Origin of the sequence: Halomonas sp., assembly GCF_033549285.1 — a bacterium.
Classification (GTDB): Bacteria; Pseudomonadota; Gammaproteobacteria; order Pseudomonadales; family Halomonadaceae; genus Halomonas.
In genome coordinates this window covers 22,165-35,388 of sequence record NZ_JAWSUJ010000004.1, presented here as the reverse complement: position 1 = coordinate 35,388, position 13,224 = coordinate 22,165, and the positions used below count along the sequence as shown (strand labels likewise).

The window sequence follows — 13,224 nt, the reverse complement described above, 5'->3', positions numbered from 1 at the left end:
TCAGAGGTACATCCCTGTGAATATCAACATGACGCTAATCGGGCAGACGATCGCCTTCGCGATCTTTGTCTGGTTCTGCATAAAGTTTGTGTGGCCGCCGATCAGCAACGCGCTCCACGAGCGGCAGCGCAAGATCGCCGATGGCCTCGATGCGGCCAGCCGGGCTTCCCGCGACCTCGAGCTCGCCCAGGAGAAGGCGGACGCCACCCTGCGCGAAAGCAAGGAGCAGGCTTCCCAGATCCTCGAGCAGGCCAACAAGCGCTCCTCGCAGATGATCGAGGAGGCCCGCGAGCAGGCCCGCGCCGAAGGCGAGCGCATCGTGGCATCCGCGCGCGCCGAGATCGACCAGGAAGTCCAGCGTGCCAAGGACGAGCTGCGCGCCCAGGTGTCGCATCTGGCGGTCTCCGGGGCCGAGCGGGTTCTTGAAGCCTCCGTCGACGAGAAGGCACATCGCAAGCTGCTCGACAAGCTTGCTGCCGAACTGTGAGGAGGTGACCCATGGCGGAACTGTCTACCGTCGCACGACCCTATGCCAAGGCAGCGTTCGACTATGCCCGTGACCAGCAGGCACTGGATGTCTGGTCCGGCTGGCTGGTCACGCTGGGTCGAGTCGTCGCCGTGCGTGATGTCGAGAAGCTTCTGACCCATCCGGGCCTGGCCGCCGAGCGCAAGGTAGCCCTGCTGCTGGAGCTGGCGGAAATCGACATCGACGAGGCGGCGCGTCGCTTCCTCGACACCCTGGGCGAGAAGGGCCGCCTGCCGGCCCTGACGGCCATCGCCGAACAGTTCGAGCGGCTGCGCGCCGAGCTCGAGAAGCGCGTCGATGTCACCGTGGTCTCGGCCTACCCGCTCGACGACAAGCAGCAGAACAAGCTCGCCGGTGCGCTCAAGAAGCGCCTGAATCGCGAAATCTCCATTACCACTCAGGTGGACTCCGGGCTTCTCGGTGGCGTCATCCTGCGTGCCGGCGACACCGTCATCGACGGGTCGGTACGCGGTCGACTGACGCGCCTCTCCGAAGCCCTTACCGCCTGAGTCTGAGGGACATGGCATGCAGCAACTGAATCCTTCCGAGATCAGCGACATCATCAAGCAGCGTATCGAGAAGCTGGATGTCGCATCCGAAGCCCGCAATCAGGGCACCATCGTCAGCGTCTCCGACGGCATCGTGAAGGTGCACGGCCTCGAGGACGCGATGTTCGGTGAAATGATCGAGTTCCCCGGCAGCATCTTCGGCATGGTGCTCAACCTCGAGCGCGACTCCGTGGGCGCCGTGGTACTGGGCGACTACCTGCAGCTCGAAGAGGGCATGACCGCCCAGTGCACCGGCCGCATCCTCGAGGTGCCGGTGGGCCCCGAGCTGGTCGGCCGCGTGGTCGATGCGCTGGGCAACCCGATCGATGGCAAGGGCGACATCAACGCCAAGATGACCGATGCGGTGGAGAAGGTCGCCCCCGGCGTCATCACCCGCCAGTCGGTCGACCAGCCGGTGCAGACCGGCCTCAAGTCCATCGACGCCATGGTGCCGATCGGCCGCGGCCAGCGTGAGCTGATCATCGGCGACCGCCAGATCGGCAAGTCGGCCATCGCCATCGATGCCATCATCAACCAGAAAGGCAAGGGCATCACCTGCGTCTACGTGGCCATCGGCCAGAAGCAGTCGACCATTGCCAACGTGGTGCGCAAGCTCGAGGAGCACGGCGCGATGGAGCACACCATCGTGGTCGCCGCCGGCGCCGCCGACCCGGCCCCGATGCAGTTCCTCGCGGCCTACTCCGGCTGCACCATGGGTGAGTACTTCCGCGACCGCGGCGAAGACGCGCTGATCGTCTACGATGACCTCTCCAAGCAGGCCGTGGCCTATCGCCAGGTCTCCCTGCTGCTGCGTCGTCCGCCGGGCCGCGAGGCCTTCCCGGGTGACGTCTTCTACCTCCACTCCCGCCTGCTCGAGCGTGCCGCTCGCGTGAACGCCGACTACGTCGAGAAGTTCACCAACGGCGAGGTGAAGGGCAAGACCGGCTCGCTGACGGCCCTGCCGATCATCGAGACCCAGGGCGGTGACGTCTCGGCCTTCGTGCCGACCAACGTGATCTCCATCACCGACGGTCAGATCTTCCTCGAGACCGACCTGTTCAACTCGGGCATCCGCCCGGCGATCAACGCCGGCCTCTCGGTCTCCCGTGTCGGCGGTTCGGCCCAGACCAAGATCATCAAGAAGCTCGGCGGCAGCGTGCGCCTGGCCCTGGCCCAGTACCGCGAGCTGGCGGCCTTCGCCCAGTTCGCCTCCGACCTGGACGAGGCCACCCGCAAGCAGCTGGAGCATGGTCAGCGCGTCACCGAGCTGATGAAGCAGAACCAGTACTCGCCGATGTCCGTGGCCGAGATGGCTCTCTCCCTGTATGCCGCCAACGAGGGCTACCTGGAGGAGGTCGAGGTCAACAAGGTGCTGGACTTCGAGCGTGCCCTGCGCGACTTCATGAAGGCCGAATACGCCGAGCTGCTCGACAAGATCAACCAGACCGGCGACTACAGCAGCGAGATCCAGGAAGGGCTGAAAGAGGGTCTCGACAAGTTCAAGGCCACTCAGAGCTGGTAATCCCGTTGGCCCGTCCCGCTTGCGGGGCGGGCCCTGGAGCTTTCTGAGTGCCACGAACGGAGTAGATCGCTATGGCAGCTGCAAAAGAGATACGCACCCAGATCGGGAGCATCAAGAACACGCAGAAGATCACCAGCGCCATGGAAATGGTCGCGGCGTCGAAGATGCGCAAGGCCCAGGACCTGATGAAGGCCAGCCAGCCCTATGCGCGTCAGATCCGCAACGTGGTCTCGCATGTCGCCGATGCCAACCCGGAGTACCGTCACCCCTGGATGGTCGAGCGCGACGCCAAGCGGGTGGGCTATATCGTGGTCTCCACCGACCGTGGCCTGTGTGGCGGCCTGAACGTCAACCTGTTCAAGGCCGTGGTCAAGGATGCCCGGGCGTGGCGCGAGCAGGGGGCGGAGCTCGACTTCTGTGCCCTGGGCTCCAAGGCCGGCACCTTCTTCAAGAGCTACGGGGGCAACCTCGTCGCGGCGAAGAGCGGCCTGGGCGAGTCGCCCGAGGTCGAGGACCTGATCGGCAGCGTGAAGGTGATGCTGGATGCCTATGACGAGGGCGAGCTGGACCGCCTGTTCGTGGTGTACAACGAGTTTGTCAACACCATGACCCAGAAGCCGGTGGTTCGCCAGCTGTTGCCCCTGTCGCCCGACATGGGAACGGATTCGCACGACGAAGAAGACACGCGTCCCGGTAGCTGGGACTACCTGTATGAGCCGGATGCCAAGGCGCTGCTGGATAGCCTGCTGGTGCGATTCGTCGAATCGCAGGTCTATCAGGCGGTGGTCGAGAACGGGGCCTGCGAGCAGGCCGCGCGGATGATCGCCATGAAGAGTGCCACCGACAACGCCGGCAATCTCATCGACGACCTGGAGCTGGTGTACAACAAGGCCCGTCAGGCGGCCATTACCCAGGAAATCTCCGAGATCGTCGGTGGTGCCGCCGCCGTATAGCGCCAGGGGAGGCCATGGCCCTCCCGGCATGCAGGTTTCATTTTCAGGTATTTGAGAGGAACCAAGATGAGCGGACGTATCGTACAAATCATCGGCGCGGTGATTGACGTAGAGTTTCCGCGGGACAACGTGCCCAAGGTCTACGACGCGCTGAAGGTCTCGGATGTCGAGACCATTCTCGAGACCCAGCAGCAGCTGGGTGACGGCGTGGTGCGCACCATCGCCATGGGCTCCACCGAGGGGCTCAAGCGCGGCATGGACGTCGCCAACACCGGCGCGGCCATCTCCGTGCCGGTGGGCAAGGCGACGCTGGGCCGCATCATGAACGTGCTCGGCGAGCCCATCGACGAGGCGGGCGAGATCGGCGAAGAAGAGCGCATGCCGATCCACCGCAAGGCCCCGGGCTACGCCGACCAGGCGGCCTCCAACGAGCTGCTCGAGACCGGCATCAAGGTCATCGACCTGGTCTGCCCGTTCGCCAAGGGCGGCAAGGTCGGCCTGTTCGGCGGCGCCGGCGTGGGCAAGACCGTCAACATGATGGAGCTGATCCGCAACATCGCCACCGAGCATAGCGGCTACTCGGTCTTCGCGGGTGTCGGCGAGCGGACCCGTGAGGGTAACGACTTCTACCACGAGATGACCGAGTCCAACGTCATCGACAAGGTGTCGCTGGTCTACGGCCAGATGAACGAGCCGCCCGGCAACCGCCTGCGCGTGGCCCTGACCGGCCTGACCATCGCCGAGAAGTTCCGCGATGAAGGCCGTGACGTGCTGCTGTTCGTCGACAACATCTACCGCTACACACTGGCCGGTACCGAGGTCTCCGCCCTGCTGGGCCGGATGCCCTCCGCGGTGGGCTACCAGCCGACCCTGGCCGAGGAGATGGGTGTGCTCCAGGAGCGCATCACCTCCACCAAGACCGGCTCGATCACCTCCGTGCAGGCCGTCTACGTGCCCGCGGACGACCTGACCGACCCGTCGCCGGCGACCACCTTCTCGCACCTGGACGCCACCGTGGTACTGGCGCGCTCGATCGCCGAGCTGGGTATCTATCCGGCCATCGATCCGCTGGACTCCACCTCGCGCCAGCTCGACCCGCTGGTCGTCGGCGAGGAGCACTACAACACCGCCCGCGGCGTGCAGAATGTGCTGCAGCGCTACAAGGAGCTCAAGGACATCATCGCGATCCTGGGCATGGACGAGCTGTCCGACGAGGACAAGCTGGCCGTCTCCCGGGCGCGCAAGATCCAGCGCTTCCTGTCGCAGCCGTTCTTCGTGGCCGAGGTGTTCACCGGGTCGCCCGGCAAGTACGTGTCCCTCAAGGACACTATCCGCGGCTTCCAGGGCATCCTCGACGGCGAGTACGACGAGTTGCCGGAGCAGGCCTTCTACATGGTCGGCACCATCGACGAGGCCGTCGAGAAAGCCAACCAGATGAAGTAATCCCGTCTACCTGGGAGACGTCGTCATGACGAAAAGCTTCAAGTGCGAGATCGTCAGCGCCGAGGAGGGGATCTTCTCCGGCCAGATCGAGCGGATCATCGCCACCGGGCGCATGGGCGAGTTGGGGATTCTCCCCGGCCACGCCCCGCTGCTGACCGAGCTCAAGCCGGGCCCGGTGCGCGTGATCCATGATGGCGGCCAGGAGGAGAACTACTATGTCTCGGGAGGCTTCCTGGAAGTCCAGCCGGATGTGGTGACCATCCTGGCCGACGCGGCCACCCGCGCCCATGACCTCGATGAGGCGGCGGCCGAGGAGGCACGTCAGCATGCGCTGAAGAGCCTCAACGACAAGTCCGCCGAGCTGGACTACACCCGGGCATCGGCCGAGCTGGCCGAGGCCGCGGCCCAGCTGCGCACGATCCAGCAACTGCGCAAGAAGGCCGGCAAGGGCTGATCCTGCCACGTGCCGTCGACCGCGCCCCCCGTACCCAGTGTCCGGGGGGCGTTGTCGTCTCTGGCCGCCACCGTTCCCCTCACCTCGCGGCCACCGGCTGACGACACGGCGTTCACAGGAGGATAGCCATGTCCCTCGATGACACCCTCAAGCCGCATCGCGCGGCGCTGATGACCGCCCTGGAAGAGGAGGACGGCGATCGTCTCGGCGTGCTGTTGCGAGAGCTGCGCTCGGCAGATATCGGCGAGATCGTCGAGGACGCCCTGGGGGAGGACGAGGAGGGCCTGCCGGTGGCCCTGGGGCTGCTCGACGGCCTGCCTCTCGAGCGGCGTGCCAATGTGCTGGGCTACCTGCCCGGCGAGGAGCAGCGGGCGGTCGCCGAGGCCATGGAGGACAAGGCGCTGCTGCTGCTGCTCGAGGAGATGGGCTCCGACGAGCGCACCGACCTGTTCAAGGTGCTGGACGAGGATCGGCGCGAGGCCCTGCTGCGGCGCATGGCCCACCGCGAGCGCGAGGAGCTCAAGCGGCTGGCCAGCTACGAGGAGGGCACCGCCGGGGCGATCATGACCTCGGACTATGTGGCCATTCCGACCGGGATGACCGTCTCCCGTGCCCTGATGCGGGTGCGGCAGACGGCCCCGGATGCCGAGACGGTCTACCAGCTCTATATCGTCGACCCCGAGGGGCGCCTGGCCGGCACCCTGTCGCTGCGCCAGCTGATGGTGGCGCGCCCCGGTGCGCTGATCGACGACCTGATGATCAAGGACGTGATCAGCGCCAGCGTGGACGAGGCCCAGGAAGAGGTGGCACGGACCGTGGCCCGCTACGACCTGCTGGCCCTGCCGGTGGTCGACGCCGACCGGCGCCTGGTGGGCATCGTCACCCATGACGACGCCATGGATGTGGTGGAGTCCGAGGCCACGGAGGATATCCACAAGGGGATGTCCATCGGCGCGCTGGAGGACGGGGTCAGCCGGGTGCCGTTGTGGAGCCTCTACCGCAAGCGGGTCACCTGGCTGGTGCTGCTGGTGTTCGGCAACCTCTTCTCCGGGGCCGGCATCGCCTACTTCGAGGAGACCATCGCCGCCCAGGTGGCGCTGGTCTTCTTCCTGCCGCTGCTGATCGGCAGTGGCGGCAACGCCGGCGCCCAGGCCGCCACCCTGATGGTGCGCGGCATGGCCACCGGCGACGTGGGCGTCAAGGACTGGGGCAAGCTGCTGGGCCGCGAGCTGCTGGTGGCCGGCTCCCTGGGGCTGACCATGGCGCTGGCCGTGGCGCCCATCGGGGTGATCCGCGGCGGCGAGGCGGTGGCGATGGTCGTGGCGGTGAGCATGATCTGTATCGTGCTGTTCGGCAGCCTGCTGGGCATGTGCCTGCCCTTCGTGCTCGACCGCCTGGGCTGGGACCCGGCCACCGCCTCGGCGCCGCTGGTGACCACCGTGATCGATGCCTCGGGGGTGGTGATCTACTTCGGCTTCGCCACCGCCATGCTGTCGGGCGTCTGACCCCCTGGCGGCGGACAGCCGGGCCACGGATGTGTATCCTCTGCTTCCGCCGAGGTGTCGGCACCTTCCACCCACACGGACCGTTTCATGGACTGGCTACAGATCGTTGTCCTCTCGATCGTTCAGGGATTGACCGAGTTCCTGCCGATCTCCAGCTCCGCCCACCTGATCCTGGTGCCGGTCTTCACCGACTGGAACGACCAGGGCCTGGTCTTCGACGTCGCCCTGCACATCGGCAGCCTGAGCGCGGTGGTGCTCTACTTCCGCCATGAGCTGGTCGGCATGACCGCCAGCTGGTGCCGCAGCGTGGCGGGGCGTGGCACCGATGAGGAGGCGCGACTCGCCTGGTGGGTGATCCTCGCCACCATCCCGGTGGGGCTCGCGGGGCTGGCCTTCCAGGACACCATCGAGGTCGTCATGCGCTCGCCGCTGGTCATTGCCGGCGGCCTGATCGGCTTCGGCCTGCTGCTCGCCTACGCCGACTGGCGACGCCGCGGTTCGCGAAACGAGTACCACCTGAGCTGGCAAGATGCCCTCTGGATCGGCCTGGCCCAGGCCCTGGCGCTGATCCCCGGCACCTCCCGTTCCGGCATCACCATGACCGCGGGACTGCTGCTGGGCCTGAACCGGGAGGGCGCGGCGCGCTTCTCCTTCCTGCTGTCGATCCCGGTGATCGTGCTGGCCGGTGGCCTGGAGATCGTCGGCCTCGCCGGCTCCGCCGGGCCGGTGGACTGGGGCGCACTGATCATGGGGGCGCTGCTCTCGGGCATCAGCGCCTATCTCTGCATCCACTTCTTCCTGGTCTTCATCAAGCGCATCGGCATGCAGCCCTTCGTGGTCTACCGCCTGGTGCTGGGTGTGGCCCTGATCTGGCTATTCGGAGGTTCCCCATCATGAGCGTCTGGCGTCCCCTGTGGCTGCTCCTGCTGATCGTCCTGCTGGCGAGCTGCTCCGAACGCGACCGGCCGCTGGACTCGCCGGTGACCCTGGAGGGAGAGACCTTCGGCACCTTCTACCAGGTGACCATCGCCGACCCCCTGACCCAGGGAGAGGCCAATGAGCTGGAGGAGGGCATCCAAGCCGAACTCGAGGCGGTGGATGCGGCCATGTCCACCTGGCGCGAGGATTCCGAGCTCATGGCCTTCAACGAGGCGCCGCTGGGCGAGTGGCAGCCGCTCTCCGACGAGCTGATCGAGGTGCTGGCCATCGGCCAGTCGGTGGCCGAGGCCAGCGACGGGGCCTTCGACATGACCATCGGCGGGCTGGTCAACCTGTGGAGCTTCGGCCCCGAGGCGCGTCCGCGGGAAGTGCCGAGTGAGGCGACCCTCGCCGAACGTCTGGCCGAGATCGGCCCCGACAGCCTGGAGGTCGACGAGCAGGCGTTCCAGGCCCGGCGCCTGCGCGATGTCTTCGTCGACCTTTCCGGCGTGGCCAAGGGCCATGCCACCGACCGCCTGGCGGCCTACCTGACCCGGCAGGAGATCGAGCACTTCCTGGTCAACCTGGGCGGGGAGGTCAGGGTGCGCGGCCATCGCGACGCCGAGTCCGAGCCCTGGCGCATCGGCGTCGAGATCCCCCGGGATGGCCCCCAGGAGGCCCGGCATGTGCTGCCCCTGGAGGACATCGCGGTGGCTACCTCCGGCGACTACCGCAACTTCTTCGAACACGACGGCCAGCGCTACTCCCACACCCTGGACCCGCGCACCGGCCGGCCCATCGATCATCGCCTGGCCTCGGTGAGCGTTGTCCATCCCTCCGACGCCTGGGCCGACGCCTGGGCCACCGCCCTGCTGGTGCTCGGCGAGGAGGCGGGCATGGCGCTGGCCCGGGAGCGCTCGCTCGCGGTCCTGATGCTGGTGCGCGAGGGCGAGGGCTGGACGAGCCTCGCCAGCCCGGCCTTCGTGGACCATTTCGGCCGCGAGGCCGTCGACGAGCTCGGCGTGAGCGTGGCCGATGAACCGGCATCCGGCGCGGCGGCCGAAGCGGGCAGCCCCTAGGCATGGCGGCGGAGGCGGGACGCCCCCTAGAATAGATGGGATCAGATGAACCAGCACAAGGAGTCATGATGACGCTCGACGTGGTGATACTGGCAGCGGGGCAGGGAACCCGCATGCGCTCGACCCGGCCCAAGGTGCTGCACCGGCTGGCCGGCAAGCCGATGGTGCGTCACGTGATCGACACCGCCCGGGGGCTCGAGGCCGAGCGCACCCATGTGGTGGTCGGCCACGGGGCCGAGCAGGTCCGCGAGGCACTGGCCGACTGCCGCGTGCACTTCGCCCTGCAGGCCGAGCAGAAGGGCACCGGCCATGCCGTGGCCCAGACCCTGGAGGCGCTCGGCGAGGGCCGGGTGCTGGTGCTCTACGGCGACGTGCCGCTGATCCGCCGCGAGACCCTGGTCGAGCTGCTGGCCCACGTCGACGAGCGGCACCTGGGCCTGCTCACCGTGACCCTGGAGGACCCCGCGGGCTACGGGCGCATCCTGCGCAACGCCGCCGGTGAGGTGGTGGCCATCGTCGAGCACAAGGATGCCTCCGAGACCGAGCGGGCCGTGCGCGAGTGCAATACCGGCATCATGGCCATGACCGCCGCCCAGCTGCGCCGCTGGCTGCCGCGCCTCTCCGCCGACAACGCCCAGGGCGAGTACTACCTGACCGACATCATCGCCATGGCCGCCGCCGAGGGGGTGAGCATCGCCACTGCCCAGCCGGCGCGACCGCTGGAGGTCGAGGGCGTCAACAACCGTGCCCAGATGGCCCGCCTGGAGCGCGCCCACCAGCACGACATCGCCGAGCGACTGATGGAGCAGGGGGTGGCGCTGGCCGACCCGTCGCGCCTCGACGTGCGCGGCCGCCTGACCTGCGGCCATGACGTGGAGATCGACGTGGGCTGCGTCTTCGAGGGCGAGGTGGAACTGGGCGAGGGGGTGCGCATCGGGCCCCACTGCGTGATCCGCGACAGCCATGTCGGCGCCGAGAGCGTGATCGAATCCCATAGCGTCCTCGACGGGACGGTGGTGGCCGGGCGCAATCGCATCGGCCCCTTCGCCCGGCTGCGGCCCGGCTCGCGGCTGGCGGTGGGAGCCCGGGTCGGCAACTTCGTCGAGACCAAGAACGTCGAGGTGGGCGAGGGCAGCAAGATCAACCACCTGAGCTATGTGGGCGACGCCCGGCTCGGGCACGACGTCAACGTCGGCGCCGGGACCATCACCTGCAACTACGATGGCGTCAACAAGCACCGTACCGAGATCGGCGACGAGGCCTTCATCGGCTCCAACACGGCGCTGGTGGCGCCGGTCAGCGTCGGCCGCGGCGCCACCGTGGGTGCCGGCTCGACCATCAGCAAGGATGTCGCCGACAACGCCCTGGCCGTCTCCCGGGGCCGCCAGGTCAGCAAGGCCGACTGGCCGCGGCCGACCAAGCGCCAGGAACCCTGAGGAGAGGTCATATGTGTGGAATCGTCGGTGCCGTTGCCGAACGCAACGTCCAGGGCATCCTGCTGGAGGGGCTCAAGCGCCTGGAATACCGCGGCTACGACTCCGCCGGCATGGCGGTGCTCGCCCCGGAGGGCCGCCTGCAGCGGCGGCGTGCCCTGGGCAAGGTGGCGGCCCTGGAGGAGCGCCTGGTCGCCGAACCGCTGCCGGGCCACAGCGGGATCGCCCATACCCGCTGGGCGACCCACGGCCGCCCCAGCGAGGCGAATGCCCATCCCCACCAGTCCGGCGAGCGGCTGGCGGTGGTGCACAACGGCATCATCGAGAACCATGAGGCGCTGCGGCGCGAGCTCGAGGCGGAGGGCTACGCCTTCACCTCCGAGACCGACACCGAGGTGATCGCCCACCTGCTGGAGCGGGAGAGCCGCGAGGCCGGTGACCTGCTCACCGCCGTTCGGCGGGTACTGGCTCGGCTGGACGGCGCCTATGCGCTGGGGGTGATCCATGCCGAGGAACCCGACGTCGTCATCGGCGCCCGCAAGGGCAGCCCGCTGGTGGTGGGGGTGGGCATCGACGAGGCCTTTCTGGCCTCCGATCCCCTGGCCCTGCTGCAGGTCACCGACCGCTTCATCTACCTGCAGGAGGGCGATGCGGTGCGCCTCTCCGCCTGCGGCCGCATCGAGGTGTTCGATGCGGCAGGCCTGGCGGTGGAGCGCGAGGTGCAGACCTTCGAGCACGGCGACGGGGCGGCCAGCAAGGGTGACTATCGCCACTTCATGCTCAAGGAGATCCACGAGCAGCCGATGGTGATCGCCGCGGCCCTGGAGGGACGTCTGGGCGAGCGCTCGGTGCTGGTGGAGAGCTTCGGCCCCGAGGCCGAGGCCCTCTTCCGGCAGGTCAGACAGATCCATATCGTCGCCTGCGGCACCAGCTACCATGCGGGCATGGTGGCCCGCTACTGGCTCGAGCGCTATGCCGGGGTGCCGGTACAGGTGGAGGTGGCCTCGGAGTATCGCTATCGCCAGGTGGTGGTGCCGGAGGGAACCCTCTTCGTGACCCTCTCCCAGTCCGGCGAGACCGCCGATACCCTGGCGGCGCTGCGCTTCGCGCGGGAGCGCGGCTATCTTGCCAGCCTGGCGATCTGCAACGTGCCAGGCAGCTCGCTGGTGCGCGAGTCGGACCTGACCCTGATGACCCAGGCCGGGCCCGAGATCGGCGTGGCCTCCACCAAGGCCTTCACCACCCAGCTGACCGCCCTGATGCTGCTGACCCTGGCGCTGGGCCGGGTACGGGGCCTGGCCGAGGCCGAGCAGGCAAGCCTGGTCCAGGGGCTGCGCGAACTGCCCGGCCTGGTGTCACGGGTGCTGGAGCTGGACCCGGCCATCGAGCGGCTCTCCATGGCCTTCGCCGAGAAGCACCACGCCCTCTTCCTGGGCCGCGGCGCCCACTTTCCCATCGCCCTGGAGGGCGCGCTCAAGCTCAAGGAGATCTCCTACATCCACGCCGAGGCCTACCCGGCAGGCGAGCTCAAGCATGGTCCGCTGGCGCTGGTCGACAGCGAGATGCCGGTCATCTCCGTGGCGCCCAATGACGAGCTCCTCGACAAGCTCAAGTCGAACCTCCAGGAGGTGCGGGCCCGGGGTGGCGAGCTCTTCGTCTTCGCCGACGAGCAGGTGGGGCTGAACGAGGAGGAGCACGTGCACGTGCTGCGCCTGCCCCATGTGCACGAGGCGCTGGCGCCGATCCTCTACACCCTGCCGCTGCAGCTGCTCAGCTACCACGTGGCGGTGCTCAAGGGCACCGACGTGGACCAGCCGCGCAACCTGGCCAAGTCCGTCACCGTGGAGTGAGCCCGCTGGATGCTCCGCCGCGCCTCCACCTGGGGCTGCCCATGTGGGCCAATCCCGACTGGCGCGGCGGCCTCTATCCGCCCCATGGCGGCAGCGAGGGCTCGCTGGCCGACTACGCCCGGGTGTTCTCCACCGTGGAGGGCAACACCACCTTCTACAGTGGCGCCCCGCGGGCCGAGACGGTGGCGGCCTGGGACCGCCAGGCACCGCCGGGCTTTCGCTTCTGCTTCAAGCTGCCGGCGAGCCTGACCCACGAGCGGCGTCTCGCCGCCATCGAGGCCGACCTCGATGCCTTCCTCGAGGCACTCTCGCCACTGCATGACCGACTCGGCCCGATGATGGTCCAACTGCCCCGGGATTTCGGCCCCGACGAGTTGCCGCGGCTGGAACATCTGCTGGCACGCTGGCCGGCAGGGATTCCCTGTGCGGTGGAAGTGCGCCACAGGGATTTTTTCCACAAGGGGAGGGCCGAGAAGGCCCTCAACCGAATGTTGATAACTTTTGGCGCTAACCGTGTGATGCTCGACGTGCGCCCGCTCTTCGCCACCGCCCCCGGCACCCATCCGAGGCTCCAGCACGCCCAGTCCGAGAAGCCGAGAGTCCCATTACACGTGCTTTCCACGGGAGACAGCCCGCTGGTGCGCTTCATCGGCCACCTCGACGGCGACCTCAACGAGCGCTGTTTCACGCCTTGGATCGAACGCCTCATCCTGTGGATAAATCAGGGGAAAACCCCTTATCTGATGGTGCATACGCCGGACAACCGCGGGGCACCGGAACTGGCGCGCCACCTGCATTCGCGGCTTGGTGAACACTGTTCACTCCCTCCCCTCGAGGCCTTCGCCGGCGAGCGCCAGGCGACGCTCTTCTAGGGTGCTTCAGGCCGTCGCTCTACGCCCAAAGGGGGAGGCAATAATCTTGCTGCCGCGACTGGCCATCGAGCGTTTGATCGGATAGTTTTATGGGCCGGTGTGCCAATACCCATGGATATTG

Annotated in this window: 12 protein-coding genes; all 12 read left to right on the top strand. The window is 67.7% G+C overall.

The features are described 5' to 3' along the window. Positions 1–16: 16 nt before the first annotated feature. A complete protein-coding gene (locus tag SCI24_RS01765) occupies positions 17–487 on the top strand; it encodes a F0F1 ATP synthase subunit B (protein ID WP_106231173.1) in 471 nt (156 codons plus the stop codon). A gap of 11 nt (positions 488–498) precedes the next feature. Then, a complete protein-coding gene (locus SCI24_RS01760; protein ID WP_318723665.1) occupies positions 499–1,035 on the top strand; it encodes a F0F1 ATP synthase subunit delta in 537 nt (178 codons plus the stop codon). A 16-nt stretch (positions 1,036–1,051) separates the two neighbouring features. Further along, on the top strand, positions 1,052–2,596 hold the full coding sequence (atpA, locus tag SCI24_RS01755) for a F0F1 ATP synthase subunit alpha (protein ID WP_106231175.1): 1,545 nt from the start codon (positions 1,052–1,054) through the stop codon (positions 2,594–2,596). A gap of 71 nt (positions 2,597–2,667) precedes the next feature. Beyond that, positions 2,668–3,549, top strand: coding sequence for a F0F1 ATP synthase subunit gamma (gene atpG / locus SCI24_RS01750; protein ID WP_318723664.1), 882 nt, complete (start codon positions 2,668–2,670; stop codon positions 3,547–3,549). Positions 3,550–3,615: 66 nt separating this feature from the next. Then, positions 3,616–4,992, top strand: a complete 1,377-nt coding sequence (atpD, locus tag SCI24_RS01745; RefSeq protein ID WP_106231177.1) for a F0F1 ATP synthase subunit beta — start codon at positions 3,616–3,618, stop codon at positions 4,990–4,992. Positions 4,993–5,017: 25 nt separating this feature from the next. Then, the gene (locus tag SCI24_RS01740; protein WP_318723663.1) at positions 5,018–5,446 is read left to right on the top strand and encodes a F0F1 ATP synthase subunit epsilon; all 429 of its coding nucleotides are present in this window, start codon (positions 5,018–5,020) and stop codon (positions 5,444–5,446) included. A 128-nt stretch (positions 5,447–5,574) separates the two neighbouring features. Next, positions 5,575–6,951, top strand: coding sequence for a magnesium transporter (mgtE, locus tag SCI24_RS01735; protein ID WP_318723662.1), 1,377 nt, complete (start codon positions 5,575–5,577; stop codon positions 6,949–6,951). A gap of 87 nt (positions 6,952–7,038) precedes the next feature. After that, positions 7,039–7,848 carry an undecaprenyl-diphosphate phosphatase gene (locus SCI24_RS01730; RefSeq protein WP_318723661.1) on the top strand — a complete coding sequence of 270 codons (810 nt, stop codon included), beginning with the start codon at positions 7,039–7,041 and terminating at the stop codon, positions 7,846–7,848. After that, positions 7,845–8,948: an FAD:protein FMN transferase gene (locus SCI24_RS01725; protein ID WP_318723660.1), complete on the top strand. Its 1,104-nt coding sequence runs from the start codon at positions 7,845–7,847 to the stop codon at positions 8,946–8,948. Before SCI24_RS01730 ends, SCI24_RS01725 begins: the two co-directional genes overlap by 4 nt. 65 nt (positions 8,949–9,013) lie before the next feature. Beyond that, on the top strand, positions 9,014–10,384 hold the full coding sequence (glmU, locus tag SCI24_RS01720; protein WP_318723659.1) for a bifunctional UDP-N-acetylglucosamine diphosphorylase/glucosamine-1-phosphate N-acetyltransferase GlmU: 1,371 nt from the start codon (positions 9,014–9,016) through the stop codon (positions 10,382–10,384). 11 nt (positions 10,385–10,395) lie between these two features. Then, positions 10,396–12,231: a glutamine--fructose-6-phosphate transaminase (isomerizing) gene (gene glmS, locus SCI24_RS01715; RefSeq protein ID WP_318723658.1), complete on the top strand. Its 1,836-nt coding sequence runs from the start codon at positions 10,396–10,398 to the stop codon at positions 12,229–12,231. Between the two features lie 41 nt (positions 12,232–12,272). Next, positions 12,273–13,103: a DUF72 domain-containing protein gene (locus SCI24_RS01710; RefSeq protein WP_318723657.1), complete on the top strand. Its 831-nt coding sequence runs from the start codon at positions 12,273–12,275 to the stop codon at positions 13,101–13,103. Positions 13,104–13,224 lie beyond the last annotated feature (121 nt).

Excerpts from the sequence above, each read along its gene's own strand:
- SCI24_RS01760 (WP_318723665.1), top strand. The coding sequence starts at position 499 with ATGGCGGAACTGTCTACCGTCGCACGACCCTATGCCAAGGCAGCGTTC.
- atpA (WP_106231175.1), top strand. The coding sequence starts at position 1,052 with ATGCAGCAACTGAATCCTTCCGAGATCAGCGACATCATCAAGCAGCGT.
- atpG (WP_318723664.1), top strand. The coding sequence starts at position 2,668 with ATGGCAGCTGCAAAAGAGATACGCACCCAGATCGGGAGCATCAAGAAC.
- atpD (WP_106231177.1), top strand. The coding sequence starts at position 3,616 with ATGAGCGGACGTATCGTACAAATCATCGGCGCGGTGATTGACGTAGAG.
- SCI24_RS01740 (WP_318723663.1), top strand. The coding sequence starts at position 5,018 with ATGACGAAAAGCTTCAAGTGCGAGATCGTCAGCGCCGAGGAGGGGATC.
- mgtE (WP_318723662.1), top strand. The coding sequence starts at position 5,575 with ATGTCCCTCGATGACACCCTCAAGCCGCATCGCGCGGCGCTGATGACC.
- SCI24_RS01730 (WP_318723661.1), top strand. The coding sequence starts at position 7,039 with ATGGACTGGCTACAGATCGTTGTCCTCTCGATCGTTCAGGGATTGACC.
- SCI24_RS01725 (WP_318723660.1), top strand. The coding sequence starts at position 7,845 with ATGAGCGTCTGGCGTCCCCTGTGGCTGCTCCTGCTGATCGTCCTGCTG.
- glmU (WP_318723659.1), top strand. The coding sequence starts at position 9,014 with ATGATGACGCTCGACGTGGTGATACTGGCAGCGGGGCAGGGAACCCGC.
- glmS (WP_318723658.1), top strand. The coding sequence starts at position 10,396 with ATGTGTGGAATCGTCGGTGCCGTTGCCGAACGCAACGTCCAGGGCATC.
- SCI24_RS01710 (WP_318723657.1), top strand. The coding sequence starts at position 12,273 with ATGTGGGCCAATCCCGACTGGCGCGGCGGCCTCTATCCGCCCCATGGC.